We start from the raw sequence: 17,975 nt of genomic DNA, 5'->3' as shown, positions 1-17,975 counted from the left end.
CGTCATAGTCAATAGGTAATCTATGAATACTCTCATTACCGCCGGCCAGCTTGCCAAACTGGCCGGCACCACCAAAAGAACCATCCTCTGGTATGACCACTTAGGTATAATTAAACCCGTTAGAGTTTCCACCGAAGGTTATCGTTACTATTCCGAATCTCAGGTGTTGGAGTACCAAATGGTGTTGTTGTTAACTACCCTAGGCGTTAGTCTGCGGGAAATTAGTCACAAAAATAATCTAAAAAATCTTTTTGAAGAAAAAAAAGACTCAATCAAAAATCAAATCAACAATCTTCAATTCAATCTAAAGAATCTGGAAAAATTTATGGCCAATCTTGCTCTAAACAATACCCTGATCAAACCGGAGATAAAAAATCTCCAACCTTTTAATGTTTATTACATAGAGAAAACTGGTCCCTATGTAAACATCGGCAAATATTGTCAGGAATTATCTGGAATGTTTAGTAAAAAAGGTAAAATTTTCACTACCCTCGCCATTTTTGACGATCCCACCTATCAGCCCAAAAAGTCCTTAATTAAAATTGCCGTTTTAGCTGCTCCGGGAATGTCTGTCAATCCAAGCTTCAAAAATGTCGTCAGATCTACGAAGTTTAACCCCGGTAAAGTTATTACCTTCACTCACAATGGAGCCGGTGAGTTACTGTCGCTTTTTTGGAAAGAGCTCGAAAAATATTGCCGTCTTAATAAAATAAAAGTCAATAAAAATATTCCCGATTTCGAAATCTATCGTCATGTTAATTCCGACCACAAAAAACAGTTTTTCGAAATCTATCTACCCATCTTTTAGTCTAAGTACTTTTCCCGGAATATTTTTGACTATCAAATTATTCTACAAATATAATTTATCAATCAGGCCGAAAAGTTTTTTCTTAATTTACTCGTCCAAAATAGCCAGATACCTTCATGCTACAATTGCTAAAACTTTCTAAAGGTTAAATTTTTATGAATCTAAAGGACTGGCTCCTCCCAAAAGAAAAAATATTTTTCACCTATCTTGAAGAACAGGTGGACAATGTCGTCGTTGGGGCTGATTGCTTGCAAAAATTAACCACCGATTACTGCGACGTAGGCTTATCTCTAAAACAGATGAAAAAGATAGAGCATCACGGGGATCAGATTGTCCATCGCTTTTACCAGAAGCTTAATCAAACCTTTATTACTCCCATTGATCAGGAGGATTTGACTACTCTGTTTTCAGTGTTTGATGATATTCTGGATAGAATGTATTCGGTCGTCAATCGCCTCTACCTTTACCGCATCACCGAAATCCCACCCGAAATAGGAAAATTTGTCCATATACTTGTTTGTCAGCTAAGCCAAATTAAAAAAGCTGCTTTTCGAATTCGTAAGATGGCCGGATCGGAAATCGATCAATGTTGTATTGAAATTCACCGTCTCGAAAATACCGGTGACCAACTTTACGACCGGGTTTCGGCCGATCTTTTTCTTCGGGAAAACGATCTGAAAACCATTATAAAGCTTCGGGAAATATATAGCCTTTTAGAAGAAGCTATTGACAAATCAGAAGATGCCGCCCTGGCTATTCATCAAGTCATCACCAAAAATATTTAAATTATGTCTGTATTCTTTGTCCTGGCTATTATTTTGGCTTTCTTTTTTGCTTTTTGGAATGGTCTTTCTGACGCCGCCTATTCAATTTCTACGATAATTGCTACCCGGGTTCTATCCCCTCGTCTGGCGGTGCTTTTTTCAGCCGTCGGTAATTTTACCGGGCTATTGTTCGGAACTGCTGTTGCTCAAACGATTGGCCGCGGTATTGTTGATCCGAATCTGATAAACGACAAATTTCTTTTTTCTGTTCTTTTGGGAGGTCTCCTTTGGGACATTTCTACCTGGTTTTTTGCTCTCCCGATTTCGGAGTCCCATGTTTTGGTTGGATCCCTGATCGGAGCTGGTTTAGTATCTGCCGGCTCCGCCGGCGTTAAGTTCAACTCGATTCTCGATAAGGTTTTGGTTCCTATGATAGGTTCGCCGGTGATAACGTTCATAGTGGCTTTTCTTTTAATCCGTCTGGTCTCTCGGATTTTTGTTTCTACTCACCCCAAAAAGGCCAATCGTATATTTCGTTCACTTCAGCTCATATCCTCCTTTACTACTTCGGTTAGCCATGGCGCCAATGATGGCCAAAAAGCGATGGGGATTGTCACAATTTTATTATTTAACGCCGGACTAATCAGTAGTTTTTCTGTTCCGCTTTGGGTTATGCTTGCCTGCTATGGTCTATTGTCACTGGGAACCCTCTTCGGTGGTTGGAAAATTGTCAAAACTATGTCCAAAGGCATTACCAAGCTCAAACCCTATCAGGGTTTTTGTTCCGAGGCAGCTAGCACCCTGGTTTTGTTCTCGACCGCCCTGATTGGCTTTCCGGTCTCTACCACTCAGGCAGTTTCCGGCGCTATTATGGGTGTTGGTGCTGCCCGTCGGAAAACTGCCGTTCACTGGACTATGGCTCGAAAAATTGTTATTGCTTGGTTTCTAACCATGCCGGCATCCGCTCTTCTCTCTGGTTTAATCTATTTTATTGTCTCCCGGCTTGTTCCCTAGATCCGGCCAAAGAGAATCTGTGTATCGAACAAATCCATTTGTTGGCCAATATCAAAATCGTGGGTAGACACAGTCGAATTTCTCGATCAATTTAATCAATTATTATCAGCCCAATCTGAAACCGACGGTGTCATTTTGGCCGCTCCAACCTCCTCCCATTTTCCGCTCACTCGTTTGGCACCAACCCTTCTGTTCCTCGTCCTATTACCCTAACTCCCATCCTTCCTTATCCTCACGAAAAATAGGCGATATTCGTAATTTGTTATATCAGACCCCAACAATCGTTAACTCCTCTTCTGCCCTGGTCACCCCCGTATACAACCATCTCCTCCATTCTTCGTCATCCATTTTGGCAAATCTTTCCTCGAATAAAAGCACTTTTTTTGCCGATCCGCCTTGGGCTTTGTGCACCGTCAGCGCGTAGCCAAAGTCAAACAAATCAACTTCCTCCTCGATCGGTTTCCCCTCATAGTTTCTGGAAACCGGATTATCGAATTGGTCTGCCGCAATCAATCCTTCAAATACGCTCTCATCCTCCATTACAATTTCCGCCTGGTACCATTTTTTTTGACCCTTATTATCATACTTTGGCTTTATGGATTTTATCTTTCCTGTCATCCCGTTAAAAATATTTTTCTGCCAGTTATTTCTCAAACATATTACTTTGTCTCCTGCTTGCGGATCCTGGCTTTCAAACATCTTTTTCTCCCTAATGGCTTTGTTTAGCTTAATCCGGCTTTGGTTGTATCCCACCAGGACCATCAGCTCATCATTATAGTTATCAAGCTCTTCTTCAATTAGGTAGCCGGTATCGCTTCGATACCTGTCCATTTTCTTTACTTTGGGGCTATAGATTTTGGTCGGAATTTTCCCCTCCAATCTCGCCATCATCGATAACTTAATAATCGGATTATTTTCCGCTTGTCTATGTATTTGTTGGAGTTTCAAAATAGGTCTGTCCATCAGGTTAAAATGTCCCTCAATTGGCGGCAATTGTCCATGATCTCCCACAGCCAAAATCGGTAATCGATATGATTTTAAATCCTCCCAGATTTTTTCATTTACCATGCTTGCCTCATCCACCACTATCAAATCAGTTTCCAGTTTTTCTCTTTTCGTCCACCCAATAATCCCTCTTTTTTCGTCAATTATAGGGCAGTATATCAGCGAGTGGATAGTGCCCACGCTGTCACCTTTAAGCTGTGTGATGTGCTCGGCTAGTTTTTGTCTCAATACCATCGCCGCCTTTCCGGTAAAAGCACAAAATGCCACTTTTTCGTTGGGTCTTTCTTTCCTTATCCTGTTTCTGATTTCAGCCACCAGTGTAGTTTTCCCTGTTCCCGCATATCCGCCCAGAGTTACAAAATCCGCCCCCTTTTTTCTCCACCACTCCAATATTACTTCAATCGCCCGCACCTGATCTCTTGTCGGCGAAAAATTATCAGAAGTCATTATCACTTAATCGGCTACTCCACTCTTTTATAAGTTCAAACCCTTCCTGCCAAAACTGCTCCGACTCGATATCAATCCCGACATTTTTCAAAATCAATCCCGGATCCTCCGACCCGCCGGCTGTCAATATTTTTTCTATTTTTGGCACAAAACTTTTTCCCTCTTTTTTATATCTTGAAAAAAGTGAGTACGACAAAAGCTCTCCGAAGCTATATGCGTAGCAATAAAAGGGAGTTTCGACGATATGGGGGATATAGGACCACTCACTTCCAAAAACTTTGTCCACAAAAACACTTTCGCCAAATTGATCCTCTAAGGTACTCAGCCAGAGCTTCGACAATTCGTCGGCACTTATCCCTTCCTGAACTGTCTCGTGTGCCTTTATTTCAAAATCAATAAAATATGACTGCCTCATTATAGTTGCATAAGAATCCGCTATTTTTTCAACCAACATCTCCTCTTTCTCTTGCTTACCCTTAGTTTCTTTAAACATTTTTTCAAACAAAATCATCTCTCCAAAAGTCGACGCTGTCTCTGCCAATGTCAATCCGGCGTGTTGGCTAGACGGATAGTGGGAGTTGGCATAAAGGCTGTGAATTCCATGGCCCAATTCGTGTGCCAAAGTCGTCACATCTCTAAATCTTCCGGTATGGTTCAGCATTACATACGGAGTAACCGCCGGTCCGACGTTAGCACAAAAAGCTCCGCTTCTTTTTCCCACTCTCGGGTGCGAATCAATATGATTTTCTTCAATAATTTTTCTTCCAAAATCAGCAAATCTTGGGCTAAACTCCTCAAACGCCCCCAAGACCATTTTCTCCGCTTCCTCAAAACTTATTACTTTAAGACTTTTAGACTTTAAGACTTTCAGACCTGCCTGCCGGCAGGCATGGCTTTCAGACTTTTTACTGATGGGTGCATACAAATCAAACCTGCTTAATTTTTTAACCCCAAGTTTTTTGGCCTTATACTCAAAATAGTTTTTAAAAACCCCTTTGTTTTTTGCCACCACTCTCAGCAGCACCTCAACCGATTTGTCACTAACTTGGTTGCCAAAATTTCTCATCGAAAGCGGGGAGGCATATCCCCTGATTTTTGCCTCGTAATCCCAGTCTTTCGCCACTGCCTGATAAATCAAAAAAAATTTATCCAGATTTTCTTCATGTTTCTCTAAAAGTGCCCGGTATGCCGCCTCTCTTAACTCTGCTTTTGGCGAGTGGAACAAAGCCGTCAGCTCCGCCTGTGTTTCTATAACTTTCTCAACCATCGGCTGATCCGCCTCAGGCAAAAGACTATCAGACCTGCCTGCCGGTTTACCCGCCGGGGTGGGCAGGCATGGCTTTTCGACTTTAAGACTTTTCGACTTTAAGACTTTTAGACTGTATTTAAACTCCGTCTCTATTATCGTTCGCAGATCCGCCAGCGCTTCAACACCGCTCACATCCTTGTTGTCAACAATGCTTTCTTCCTTCTCAGACAAACTATGTTTTGCCGCTTTTCTTGAATAATCCAAAACATATTTCAAATCAGGTACCCCGGCAAACAGCCTTTGGGCGTTTACTTCATCCAGTCCGCCGTTAAACCCTTTTACCCAATGATAAATTTTCCTTACCCTATCCGTGTATTTTAGGGAGATATTATTAGCTCTGCTTTTTAATATTTTAGCCTTTCGGTCCTTTTGATCGGTTGACTCAATCAGCTCCGGCAAAGTTATCAATCTGGATAATTTTTGGCTGAGGGTCTCGCAATATTCCGTTATTTCCCGAAATTTTTCCAAGCTCATCCCGTTTGACAATTCCGCCACATACTCGTCGATTTTCTTTAGTGCTTCTTCGATTTCCCTCTCAAGCTCATCAAACTTGTCTCTTGGCAATATATCATCAAGATTCCATCTCACTCCGCTATGCGTTTTCACAGTCTTATTCTAACAGGTAGACCTATATGTTACACTCTTACCTGGCGTGCAAAAAATACCTCAAGCTTTAACCTTTGCCGATGTCTTGTTGACCCCCCAAAGATCTGCCGTCAAATCCCGCAGTCAGGTGTCCCTAAAAACTCACCTCACCCCCAAAATAGAAATTAACTTTCCGGTTATCTCTATTAATATGGATTGTATTACCGGAGTCAATATGGCTCTCGCCATGGCCGAGTTTGGTGGTACTAGTTTTTATCCCCGCTTCGCTCCGCCGGAAATTCAATCAAAGGAAATAAAACAAATTATTGATGCTGGTTTTATCGTTATCCCTGCGGTTGGTATCAAGCCCGGAGAGCTAGATAGGGTATCCGCTCTTGTTTCTGTTGGTGCCAAAGTTATCACCATTGATGTTGCTCATGCCCACCAGGAATCATGCCTTGAATTTATCCAAACTGTCAAATCAAAGTATCCGGATCTGGAAATTATCGCCGGCGCTATCGCTACTTACGAAGGGGCCAAAGATCTTTTTATCGCCGGCGCCGACTCGGTCAGAGTCGGTATAGGTACCGGGTCGATCTGCACCACCCGTATTGCTACCGGTTCTGGTATGCCCCAAATTACCGCCGTTTTGGAGGCCGCTCGGGCCGGTCGTGAATTTGGTAGGCCCATAATTGCCGATGGTGGTATAAAAAACTCCGGAGATATCGTTAAGGCCCTGGCGGCTGGTGCCAATGCCGTTACTGCCGGTAAGCTTTTAGCCGGTACCGACGAATGCCCTGGTTCTGTTATCGACTCCGACGGCAAAAAATACAAGGAATACAACGGTTCCACCTCCCGTGCCGAAAAAATCCGCCAAATGGGAAAAAATCCTGCCGAAAAATCAGCCGACTATGTCGACTTTGTCGAGGGTATCGAGGGCTGTGTTGAATACCGTGGCCCCGTGGCTGCCATTCTTGGCCAAATTGACAAGGGGGTTCGTTCCGGTCTTAGTTATAGTGGCGCCTTCAATATCGACGAACTCCATCAAAAAGCCCGTTTTGTTCAGGTCACCAATTCCGTTACCTTCGAAAATAACAATCGGGGAGTCATTACCCGCTAAACTATCCTAATGGTCGTTAATCCGGATTTTAGTTACGAGCGCTCACTCCTCCCTTCCGGGGTCCGCTATCTTTTAGGTATTGACGAAGTTGGCCGTGGTCCTTGGGCTGGTCCTGTCACTATTGGCGCCTTTCTCCTGGATCTTGAAAAGTTCAACCCAGATGAATTTATCAAGCTCGGTGTCCGTGATTCCAAAAAAGTTACCAATAAAAATAGACAAAAAATATTTTCATATTTTCAACAAAACAATTTCACCTTTCAGGTTGTTTCCGCTTCATCTTCAAAAATCGACGAAAGGGGAATCGCTCCTACCATCAAAGGTTTAATTTTGTACATCCTTGACCATTTTCGCGGCCAATTCGATTTCTGTCTGGTCGACGGAAATTATCAATTCAACAACCTCTCCCTTGTCAAAGGGAGAAACCCCGAGTTTAACGAGCGGAGAGGGATTAAATCAATTGTCAAAGCCGACTCTTCCTGCTTTTCTGTCGCCGCCGCCTCAATCTGTGCCAAAGTTGTCCGCGACCAAAAAATGGACCAATACGATCAAAGTTACCCCGGTTATGGTTTTGGTCAAAACAAAGGTTATGGCACCGCCGCTCATTTTTCTTCTTTGCAGAAATTAGGCATCTGCCCCATCCACCGCAAAAGCTATAAACCCATAAAATCACTATTTTCTCCAATAGATTTTCACCTACCCCCTTAAACTTCTTACCTTTATCCCGGCCGAGTATTTACTGCTCCCCTGTCTTGACCTTCTTTTTAGCCACTGCTTTACAAGCATCCTGAAAAATTCACTTTTGCTAGCATATCCCCCCTGGGCTACTCCTTCCTCGACCGCCTCAACCAACTGTTTTGGCATTGATATGTTTACTATCGATCTCATATATTAATAATAATTATATCTCATAAGGCATCATATATAATCACTAAATTGTCCACTAACAAAATCAAAAAACGGTCGCTTTCAATTTTTTTGATATCTCAGCATTATTCGCCAATCCAAGTCCTTGACACTAAATATCAAATCGTCATAGTATTAAACTATGAAGATAAAAAATCTATTCAATCAATTTGGTTTAACACAAATCCCGCTAATAATTGGTCTGGTTATCATGGCTCTGGCCATCCCCATCGCCACAAAACTGTCTCAATCAAATCAAGACACCCGTAATCTCGCCGCGGGTTGTGTTTCGACGACTTGTGATGGTGCCACCTCTGAGTCCAACTGTTGGTCCCATGCCGGTAGCGGTTGCGCCTGGATAAGCGGTAAGTGTCAATGTAATACTTCTACAAGTGGAGTTACCATCACCGGTAATTGTGACAGCTTTACTGTTACTGGTGGTACCGTCAATCTTGCTATCGCCAACTGTAAGCAGGAATATTATCCGGGCAAAACCAAAGAGCAGTGTCAGGCAGACGCCCAGCAGGGTGTCGGCTGTGCCACTACCACCAAAAGTTATGGTCCCGGAAAATACAGTCTTACTTCAAGTGTCAAATGTGGAGTTTATCAGGTTGATGCCAGTGGTAATGGCTGGAGTTGTGCCAAAAAAGGTTGTAAGTGGGACAGCGCCACTTGTAGTGGTACCACCACCGTTACCTCCACTCCTACTCCTCCCACCACCAAATTAAGTTGCAGCGCATCTTGTAGTGCCGACGCCCAATGTTCCACCGGCTATTGTGCTATCGATCCAATCGTTGGTGCTATGGTTTGTCGAAATCGAAATTGTCCGGATTACGCAGACTGTCAGTGTCAGGTTGGCTGTAATCAGTCTTGTAGTTCCGATGCCCAATGCTCCACTGGCTACTGTTATACCGACACCATCACCGGCACCAAGCGATGTCGTAATCGAAGTTGTCCGGATTACACCGCTTGTAGCTGTCCTACAACCATCACCCCGACAAAGACTCCCACACCTCCGACTACCAAATTAAGTTGTAACGCATCTTGTAGTTACGATGCCCAATGTTCCACTGGTCATTGTTACACCGATACCGTTACTGGTACCATGCGATGTCGAAATCGAAGCTGTCCTGATTATCCGGCCTGTGTGTGTTCTCCCACCACCGTTACTCCCACCATTCCCAGGACCACCATAACTCCGACAAAGACTCCCACGCCCCCGCCGCCAAAGTATCCGGTTTGTGAAGACTGTAAATGCACTATGTCATATAGAGAGCCGGACATGTCAAACGGTGGCGATGTCAAGTGTAGTTACTTACCGATAGGGGCAGGCTGCTGTAGCTCCTGTGACCGTCTCGTTAGGGTTACCGATTTTACCGTTAGCAACGAGAATCCGGCCCCCGGTGAAACCATTACCCTCAAGGCTAATGGTGTTTCTACTCATGCGCCATTAACCTACCGTTTTAATTACTACAGGCAGGATGCCATCGACTCTTTGGCTGTAGCCATCGGTTACGGCTGTGCCAATCATGATGGCAGTAAACTATATCCGGTCAAAAAGATGTCCAATCAATACTGGACCCAGATCGGTACTATTGTTCCTACCCAAGACATGGTCGTTTCGAGCTTAAGCATTCCTTTCAAAAATGCTAGCTCAGCTGCCTGGAGCGCCCACGTCATCATTACCGATAGCGCCGGCTTAGTCTCCGACAATAACTACGATCTTGATTCCAGGCCCAATGAGGCTCATCACATGTACAACCTCCCGACCAACCCGGTCGCTTGTTCCAAGGGGGGCCAAAGGTCAATGCTGGTTACCAACAACACCAGAAAGATTGACTTTGACTTTGATGTCAGGCCAAGACTGCTAAAGGGTGTTACCTACAAAGTCTGGGGCGCCACCGATGGTGACGGAGTCTATGCTATGAGTTGTTACGATCGCTACAAGCCGGTAGAAATCGAAGTCTACAAAAGCAACGTCACTGCAGAAAACGCCGGTGATTTGGGCAAAGCAGGCTCTATAAACAGTCGTACCTGGACAATCCCGACCACCGCCGAAATTGGTAGCACCTATGTCGTCATGGTTGAAGTCGGTGATCAGGCCTCCATCAAAAACTATCGGGTCCCTGCTACCACTATCTTTGACTACGCCGCTGCTGTAATCAGAAAAACTGTGGTCGTCAGATAGCCAGTTTCGACCCCGGCTCTAACATAAGGATTAGAATTGAACTAAAAAAGCCCCGTCCAAGACGGGGCTTTTTGGTTTAACAGTCGGTTTTTTATATCACTCCCCACATCAAAAGCTTATCGCCTTCTTCGTACCATCGGTCTCCGATATCTTTTCGATAATACATATTTGGTATTAGGATGTTATCGATTCTTCCATATGCCTGCCTCTGGGCATCTCTCATCGTCAACCCCGTCCCCACCACGATCAGCGCCACTCCCGAGCCTCCCGTCACCACCCATTCCCCTTTAACTATTTTTACGTCCTCGATGTGAATCCCCTCATAGTGATCCATTTTTTTAAAGACAATAGTTGCTTTTTTGGAATAAGAATTAAAGGTTTTTTTGTCTCTAAATGGATAAGGGGGGACCACTACTCTTACCCCCACCTGAAATCCTTTTCTCACCTTCAAATCAATGTCTTTGCCGTTTGCCAAATCATAGAAAAATTGGCCGATTGGCGTAATCATCGAATCATATTGAATGCTGATAGTCGGATATCCGAATCTTGATGTAAATTCCAGCGGGTAGATCCCGTTTCCGTTTACTATACAGTTTAAATCGATATATCCTACATAACCTTCTTTTGCCAATGTTGGTTCCATTTTTAGCAAGGTGTTATCAAAAAGTTTGTTCCCATCACTCCAAAACATACTGGTTCCCATCTCTCCTGTTGCCGGTCCGATATTCCCCGGAAACAATTTCTTGTGTTCAAAATTTATATTTATTGGTTTAATAAACTTGTGGCCGTTAAAAAAAGCCCCAACCGCCACCTCTACCCCTGTCACCCTCTTTTGTAGCTGAAATTGTTTTATTTCTTCTGACCATACTTTTTTATATGATTGCAGTACTCTCACTACATCGCCGCCATCCTTCTCCATCCCCACAAACAGTAACCGCTTAATGTTTGCTGCCTCTCCGCATGGCTTAATCACATACTCGTCAGGATTTTTCTGTACATAATCAATCGCCTCATCAAAGCTAAAAAAATCCTGGTAGGGAAGAATGTTTACCTTGTGCCTTTTTAATTCTTCCTGTCCAAACGAGCGGTCATCCTCCAGTCTGTCTGTATAATGCGTTCCCCCGATTACTTTTTTACCCCGCTCTCTCAGTTCATGAGCAATCTTCCCCTGTCCCAAAACGTCATCAAAGACAATTACATCCGCCCACTTAACCTCTTTTTCCCAGTTGTTGGTCTTTGGTACAAACCCGTCCCCGATTTCCTGCTCGCTCTTTTCTTCAATAAAATACTTCGCTTCGTGCCCTTCCTTGATAATTTGCCAGGCAATATCCGAGATTAATGCCTCCTTCGAAATGAACAAAAATTTCATTTTTTTCTTGTTTTATTTTTTAAATTGTTAATCTAATTTCTCTCAAAAAAATCTATGTAAAAGCAAGCATATAATTATTCCGTCCAATTGCAATGTATCAAATCCGTGCCTGAAATATATATGGAAAATCAGCCAGCTTTTGGCATCAACCCAAACAATCCTTGAAACTCGACTAGCTTTTGTCTAAAAGCTATCCGTCTCTTTATTTATAATTTTTTATCTCTAATGCTATCTCTGCTGCTAAACCAATCAGCTCATCTGCCGTCAACCCCGAGTCGGGAGATCTGCCGATAGAGATAAACTTCTCATCACCCAGTACCAAATAAAGACTGTTGAGCGCTCCATCCTCCTGCCATACCAACAAGTTTCTCATCGGAATTTTTTCGCTCGTCTCTGTCTTTCTCCCCATTGATTCATGGCCCTTCTTTTGGTTTTCAATTGTTAAATATTCCAGGGATATCACCACATACTCATCGCTTTCGTTTAGAAAATACCGACAATTATAAAGTCCGCCAATATCTGACGGCTCGATTCTGGTTATCGTTTTTCCCAACTTATTCTCCACAAATTCCCTGGTAAACTGTCCGCAAATATCCTCCACTATATAATAACTTTTATCTTCTCGAGATGGCTCGCCGGGGTATTCTACAAAACAATTATTAAGCCTCTTGCCCTTGTCTCCATATCCTTCAATTTCCACCGCTTCTTCCGTGCAATTTCCGCTTCTCTCCTGAGGTTTGGGTACGTTTTTTGCCCCCTCTGCCGTACCTGTCTCTTTTTGCAAACATCCCCCGGCCATTATTCCAATGACCAAGATTAAACCTATTCCCATAATTTTCTTCATTACCTCATTTTACCCCCACAATCTTTTTTTTGTAATATAATCGACCAATGAATCGTACACCCGAAGGCCACTTGCTAATAATCACCGGGCCCTCCGGGGTAGGCAAAGATGCTGTTGTTGACGGATTTCGTCGTAGAAATCCTGAATATAAATTTTTAGTCACCAGTACCACCAGACCACCTCGTCGGGATTCTTCTGGCAATCTAACCGAGGTTGATGGTATTGATTATTTTTTTGAGACTCGTGACCAATTTCTCCAGGGGATAGAAGAAGGGGACTTTGTCGAATATGCCCAATACTATGGTGACCGAAAAGGTCTTAGGCGCAGTCAAATTGAACAGGTTGCGAACGGTGGCAATATGATTTTAAGAGTTGATCCTGTCGCCGCCGCTAATTATGGAGCTATGCTCGAGAAGCATGCTCCCGATCTGGCTAAAGTAATCATTCCCCGTATGACCAAAGTTTTTATCGGGACTCCTGACCTATGGACTCTAATGCGCCGTAGAGCCGCCAGAGACCAAGGCGGTCGCCGTCAGCTTATAGACAGGCTTAGGGTAGACTGGGAAACCTGGATGTCTGTCAGGGGTGAATATATAGATCAAATGGTTATAAACTACGACGGAAAACTGGAGGAAACGGTACATTTTGTCGAGGCTATTATTGCACGAAAAATCAATAAATAAACATCTCTATTTTTTCATCTAATCCCACTTTTCCTGTTACAATCTCATATGCCTGAATTTATTGGCTTTGATCCGTCAAGATTATTTGGTCAGGAAAATCGGGAAGCCGACAGAAACCAGGTAGAAGTAATTCTTATACGTGGATAAGATGGATTAGAAGACCTTCCCGAGGGCATTGTCAATACTATTGTCAATACCATGGACAAGGTTTTTGATGTCAAAGTTTTTGATCCTCGGTGGAGGACTGATGAAGATTTGGATGAAAAAGCCAGACGTCTGGATATCGTCGTTCAAGAAGCCATCGACGGAGGAAAACAACCCCTAGTCGTTGCAGTAAGCGCCGGCGCGGCCTTGATGATGGCTTACTTGCTCACGCCGGAATACCACCACAAAATCCGCCACGGTTATTCAGTTTCTGGTTTATTAAACCCTGATTTAAATAGCCTGGACTTATCCCATCTAACCACTACAAGCCCCGGTTTTGAACAAGTTGCCAGATTTTTAACTAAAAATCTCACTCAAGAGGTCATAGAAGCCCTTCACTTACCTGAAAAAATTAGTGCTTACAATTCTCCGGATGATACTGTTGTCCCTCAACAAGCCTCCCATCCGTCTTGGATAAAAAATGAAAATTTCCACAATATAGGTAGGGGGGATCATCTTGAGTCGATAGCCAGAGCCCTCATTCCCGACATTGTCAGCCAAGTTCGGGAGTTAAAACAAAACGCCAGATTTGATTAGTGAAATCATAATAAACAAGCTAATTAATCTCATTTTACCTCAAAGTCCCTATAGGTTTTAATCCAAATTTTTCCACTTCAGTCTCAGCGAATTACTTACCACCGAAACACTACTCAAAGACATCGCCATCCCTGCAATTCTTCAGCCAATCTTATCTGACTATTATGTCCCCATGGGGGATACCCATAGCACAAGTGACGGGATATGTTCCGGGGGTTTGAGGAGTGAATTCAAAAACATTAACCTGGCCTTTTTTAAATGACTGAATTTGGTTGTTTAGTCTTGGTATAGTAATGCTGCCCATACAGCCCCGACCGTCCTCGGTCGCTTCTACCTCCAACCTGACGGGCTGACCCGCCTTAACCGTCATCTGGATAGGGACAAACCCAAACGGTGGGCCGTAGGTGGCTTTTACTACTTGGACAGGACCAACCGACTCTGCTTTCTCAAAAGAGTGAGACAAAACAAATCCGCCGATAGCAATCGCCGCTAACAAAAAGAATATATAAGTAATTTTCATATTTTTTATTTGTTAATTAGAGTTTGATAATTATTTTTAAAGATTTTTGGTACAAAGTGCATCATGTCCAGACTGGTCAGTGTCTTTTTTGGCAGTCCGGCAATGATAATATTGTTGCCAAAGAACCCCTTAATAATGTCAAACTTTTTTTGAATTAGTTTCTCTGCCATCATCATTCTGGCCTCATCATAGCCAACGTAGGTCGAAAGGTACTCAACCCCATCAATAATATAGGTAGTCTTGGCCGGGTTAATTAGTGTATTCAAGGATTGGGGAATATTATTTCCATCATAAAAATAGAAAAGTTTTAGGTCTTCCAAGGGGGTTTCGGCAACCAATAGATCATTATTGGCTTTTGTCAAACCATCAAAGTTGGCTTTGTTAAAAATATGGTATTCATCCAAAATGGTTCCGGTCGGTGCTAATATGCCAACGACTTTTATTTTTGGTAGTCCAAAGAAATCGGGTATTTCAGAGCCGATGCCTTTAATAAGACCTTCTTCCTTCATCATTGCCGCCTCTTTAGCCCCCAAAACCACGCTCCCTTCTCCCGAAATATCCGATGAACCTTCAGAGAGTCTAATCGATTCGGCTAACACATCTACCCCCAAAAACAGTTTTGGGAAATTTCCGTCAAACGCAATCTTTGAAGAATTTTCGATAAGCACGCGGTTTATTATTGTTCTAACTTCCGGTTGTTCCTGAACATATGCCGCCAATCCGGATCTGGCCTCTACTTGCGTCCCTCCCATTTGGGAAGAAAATCTGGCAAATTCAATAAAAACACCCACAAAAACTATCACCATAACAAAGGGCGCCAAACGGGAAATCCAATTGAATTTACCGGGCTTGAAAAATTTCAGAGTCAAAGAATTGGTAACTACCGACACCGAGGACAAAGCCATGGCCAATCCGGCTAGTTCAGGTTTAAGAATTAGTCCCATAAAAGCCAATGCCCGCGCCGCAATCGGTATACCCAAAACATTATAAAAGAGGGCGAAAAACATATTTTGGCGAATTTTCCCGACGGTTTCACGGGATAAGCTTATAGCCGTTAAAACTCCGTTTAAGTCATTAGACATAATCACAATACCACCCGACTCCATGGCGATATCAGCCCCACTTGCCATTGCCATCCCCAAATCTGCCTGAATAAGAGCCGGAGCGTCATTTATCCCATCTCCCACCATGGCCACCTTAAGGCCCTTGTCTTGAAGTTTTTTGACCTCTTCTGCCTTATTCTGAGGCAAAACCTCTGCCAAAACTTTAGTAATTCCCACCTGTCGGGCGATAGCCTCAGCAGTCCGGCGGTTATCCCCCGTAATCATATAAACTTCTATGCCCATATTGGCCAATTTAGAGACCACTGAGGCAGAAGACTCCTTAACCTGATCAGCCACCGCAATTAATCCAAGCACTCTTTCTTTGTTGGCAATTACCATTGCCGTTTTACCGTCGTTCTCCAGTCGCTCCATATCATAGCCGGAGGTCAGCGGAATCCTGTTGACTTCAAGTAGTTTCCGGTTTCCCACAAAATAAACTTGACCGTTAACTATCGCCCTGACTCCATGCCCGGGAATTGCCAAAAAATCATCAACGGCAAAATTTATTGCTCCGTTGTTTTGTCCATAACGGACAATAGCTTCTGCCAAAGGATGCTCTGATTTTTGTTCAATCGAGTACAAAATTGAGAGTACCGACTGATCACCCGGGAGGCCTGCTTGACCGGTAGGCAGGTAGTTAATAAAGTCGGTCACCTCGGGTTTTCCTTTTGTCAAAGTCCCGGTTTTGTCAAAAACAATCGCTTTTATTTTTTCAGCCATTTCCAAAGGCTCACCCCCCTTGATAAGAACTCCGTATTCGGCCCCTTTACCTGTCCCCACCATAATAGATGTTGGAGTGGCCAATCCAAGGGCACAAGGGCAGGCAATAACGATGACGGCCACAAAAGCCAGAAGTGAAAAAGTCAGCGAAGCTCCGAGTAAAAAGTACCAGGTGACAAAAGTCAAAAAAGCAATGATGATCACCGTGGGTACAAAAATAGAGGAAATTTTATCAGCAAAACCCTGGATTGGGGCCTTGGAGCCCTGAGCATCCTCGATTAGTTTTACTATCTGGCTTAAGGCTGTATCGGCCCCGACCTTGGTAGTTTTAAATTCGAAAGAACCGGTTTTATTAATCGAAGCTGTGTAAACCTTAGACCCAATTTGTTTTTCAACCGGCAGGGACTCCCCGGTCAGTATGGATTCATCCACGGCAGAATAGCCGCTTATAACCTCACCGTCAACCGGAATCCTTTCCCCCGGACGAACCACAATTGTGTCGCCCACAACTACCTGTTCGACAGGAATGTCGATTGGTTGGCCGTTGCGCATTACCCGGGCTGTTTTTGGCGCCAATCCCATTAGTTTTTCAATCGCTTCCGAGGTTTTTCCTTTGGCTTTGGCTTCCAGGAATTTACCCAGAGCCACAAACGTGACCAAGAATGCGGCCACTTCAAAGTAAAGGTTTGGAATCTTGGTACCATTAAGTCCGACAGCCGATCCGGTTTCAACCAGGTATTTAACGAATTCATAGATACTATAAACAAAAGCAGTACCGGTACCTATCGCAATCAGGGAATCCATGGAGAAGGTCCGCATCTTTAGCGCCGACCAAAACCCGGCAAAAAAATTAGCCCCAACATAAAAAAGAACGGGGGTTGTCAATACCAGCGAAATTATCCCGGCATAAGGCATGATTACCGACTTTAGAGGAATTGCATTAGTAAAATCATAGGCCATAAATAAAATCATAGGAATACTTAGAATAAAACCCATTACTAATTTTTTAAGCCAATACCGGATTTCATGAGCTCGTTTTTCTTTTTGATTCGTTTCTTTTTCCCCGGGAAGTGACGCATGATAACCAGCCGATTCCACCCCTTTGATTAAATCCTCGACTTTAGTAATGGAAGGGTTATAAACAATTCGGGCTTTTTCTGAGGCAAAATTAACATTGGTCTCACTTACCCCCGGGACTTTTTTAAGCGACCTTTCTATTAATCCGGCACAGCTGGAACAGTGCATACCACTCAAACTTAACAGAGCCACTTGAGTATTAGAGACGGTAGCCGGTGTATCCACCTTTTGGGGTCCGTTCATAGCTTCCGTGGGCAATTCTGATGGTCCGCTACTTTTAACAGGAACTGGTTCGCTCCCCTGGGGAATTGCCGTATATCCCGATTCCTTTATATTAGCCACCAAATCAGTTATTTCAATTTTTGCAGGGTCGAAATCGACAATTACTTGTTTTTTTTCCAGTGAAGCGGTTACCGAATTAACCCCCTTTTGATCTTTCAGTCCCAAAGCAATCAATTTAGGGCACGTTGGGCAATGCATACCGGGAACCGATAAAATCACCTGCTTTGATTTTATTTTCGGCATCATTTTATTTAAGACTGGCCGTATAGCCTATTTCCTTAATGGAACTAATAAGTGCTTCAGTAGACGTTTTTCGTGGATCGAAACTTACCACTACAGTTTTACTATCAAGTGAAGCAGAAACTTCCTCAACCCCTTCCATTTCCATCAGGGTTATTTTTATCAACTTGGGGCAGGAATCGCAATGCATATCGGGAACGCTAAGGGTAATGTTTTCATTTATCATATGTTTTTTGTAATTAATTTAATAATA

General features: G+C 43.3%; 16 protein-coding genes. 8 read left to right on the top strand and 8 right to left on the bottom strand.

Annotated features, from left to right (window positions below; all coding sequences use genetic code 11):
* Nucleotides 1-22: 22 nt before the first annotated feature.
* The 3 genes from WC841_03845 (at nt 23) to WC841_03835 (ending at nt 2,586) form a co-directional block, all read left to right on the top strand.
* Nucleotides 23-808 carry a MerR family transcriptional regulator gene (locus tag WC841_03845; GenBank protein MFA5828459.1) on the top strand — a complete coding sequence of 262 codons (786 nt, stop codon included), beginning with the start codon at nt 23-25 and terminating at the stop codon, nt 806-808.
* A gap of 155 nt (nt 809-963) precedes the next feature.
* Nucleotides 964-1,593, top strand: a complete 630-nt coding sequence (locus WC841_03840) for a DUF47 family protein (protein MFA5828458.1) — start codon at nt 964-966, stop codon at nt 1,591-1,593.
* A gap of 3 nt (nt 1,594-1,596) precedes the next feature.
* Complete coding sequence (locus WC841_03835) at nt 1,597-2,586, top strand: inorganic phosphate transporter (protein ID MFA5828457.1); 990 nt, start codon at nt 1,597-1,599, stop codon at nt 2,584-2,586.
* Nucleotides 2,587-2,853: 267 nt separating this feature from the next.
* On the opposite strand, the gene WC841_03830 is transcribed toward WC841_03835, so the two are convergent.
* Complete coding sequence (locus WC841_03830) at nt 2,854-4,038, bottom strand: AAA family ATPase (GenBank protein MFA5828456.1); 1,185 nt, start codon at nt 4,036-4,038, stop codon at nt 2,854-2,856.
* Nucleotides 4,028-5,953, bottom strand: coding sequence for a M3 family oligoendopeptidase (locus tag WC841_03825; GenBank protein ID MFA5828455.1), 1,926 nt, complete (start codon nt 5,951-5,953; stop codon nt 4,028-4,030). Before WC841_03825 ends, WC841_03830 begins: the two co-directional genes overlap by 11 nt.
* 46 nt (nt 5,954-5,999) lie before the next feature.
* Between WC841_03825 and WC841_03820 the strand changes: the two genes are divergently transcribed.
* Together WC841_03820 and WC841_03815 are read left to right on the top strand one after the other, a co-directional pair.
* Nucleotides 6,000-7,052, top strand: a complete 1,053-nt coding sequence (locus tag WC841_03820) for a guanosine monophosphate reductase (protein ID MFA5828454.1) — start codon at nt 6,000-6,002, stop codon at nt 7,050-7,052.
* Between the two features lie 9 nt (nt 7,053-7,061).
* Nucleotides 7,062-7,757: a ribonuclease HII gene (locus tag WC841_03815; protein ID MFA5828453.1), complete on the top strand. Its 696-nt coding sequence runs from the start codon at nt 7,062-7,064 to the stop codon at nt 7,755-7,757.
* Here the strand turns inward: WC841_03815 and WC841_03810 are convergent.
* A complete protein-coding gene (locus WC841_03810; GenBank protein ID MFA5828452.1) occupies nt 7,746-7,937 on the bottom strand; it encodes a ribbon-helix-helix domain-containing protein in 192 nt (63 codons plus the stop codon). The genes WC841_03815 and WC841_03810 overlap by 12 nt on opposite strands.
* A gap of 160 nt (nt 7,938-8,097) precedes the next feature.
* On the opposite strand from WC841_03810, the gene WC841_03805 reads away from it, so the two are divergent.
* On the top strand, nt 8,098-10,143 hold the full coding sequence (locus WC841_03805) for a hypothetical protein (GenBank protein MFA5828451.1): 2,046 nt from the start codon (nt 8,098-8,100) through the stop codon (nt 10,141-10,143).
* A gap of 91 nt (nt 10,144-10,234) precedes the next feature.
* Here WC841_03805 and WC841_03800 read toward each other — a convergent pair whose 3' ends face one another.
* Together WC841_03800 and WC841_03795 are read right to left on the bottom strand one after the other, a co-directional pair.
* Nucleotides 10,235-11,512, bottom strand: coding sequence for a phosphoribosylglycinamide synthetase C domain-containing protein (locus tag WC841_03800; GenBank protein MFA5828450.1), 1,278 nt, complete (start codon nt 11,510-11,512; stop codon nt 10,235-10,237).
* 202 nt (nt 11,513-11,714) lie between these two features.
* Nucleotides 11,715-12,356, bottom strand: a complete 642-nt coding sequence (locus tag WC841_03795; protein MFA5828449.1) for a hypothetical protein — start codon at nt 12,354-12,356, stop codon at nt 11,715-11,717.
* Between the two features lie 47 nt (nt 12,357-12,403).
* On the opposite strand from WC841_03795, the gene WC841_03790 reads away from it, so the two are divergent.
* Both WC841_03790 and WC841_03785 read left to right on the top strand, forming a co-directional pair.
* Nucleotides 12,404-13,039 (top strand): hypothetical protein, encoded by a 636-nt coding sequence (locus WC841_03790; GenBank protein MFA5828448.1) that lies wholly within the window; start codon nt 12,404-12,406, stop codon nt 13,037-13,039.
* Nucleotides 13,040-13,237: 198 nt separating this feature from the next.
* Entirely contained in the window at nt 13,238-13,780 is a 543-nt protein-coding gene (locus WC841_03785; GenBank protein ID MFA5828447.1) for a hypothetical protein, read from the top strand.
* Nucleotides 13,781-13,931: 151 nt separating this feature from the next.
* Here the strand turns inward: WC841_03785 and WC841_03780 are convergent, their stop codons facing one another.
* Genes WC841_03780 through WC841_03770 form a run of 3 tightly spaced genes read right to left on the bottom strand, consistent with a single transcriptional unit; the run spans nt 13,932 to nt 17,948 of the window.
* Nucleotides 13,932-14,300 (bottom strand): cupredoxin domain-containing protein, encoded by a 369-nt coding sequence (locus tag WC841_03780; protein MFA5828446.1) that lies wholly within the window; start codon nt 14,298-14,300, stop codon nt 13,932-13,934.
* Nucleotides 14,301-14,305: 5 nt separating this feature from the next.
* On the bottom strand, nt 14,306-17,725 hold the full coding sequence (locus WC841_03775) for a heavy metal translocating P-type ATPase (protein MFA5828445.1): 3,420 nt from the start codon (nt 17,723-17,725) through the stop codon (nt 14,306-14,308).
* Between the two features lie 4 nt (nt 17,726-17,729).
* Nucleotides 17,730-17,948, bottom strand: coding sequence for a heavy-metal-associated domain-containing protein (locus WC841_03770; GenBank protein MFA5828444.1), 219 nt, complete (start codon nt 17,946-17,948; stop codon nt 17,730-17,732).
* Nucleotides 17,949-17,975 lie beyond the last annotated feature (27 nt).

This window comes from Candidatus Shapirobacteria bacterium (genome assembly GCA_041659325.1).
Lineage (GTDB): Bacteria > Patescibacteriota > Microgenomatia > UBA12405 > UBA12405 > JBAZYN01.
This window is presented reverse-complemented; position numbering and strand designations above follow the sequence as displayed.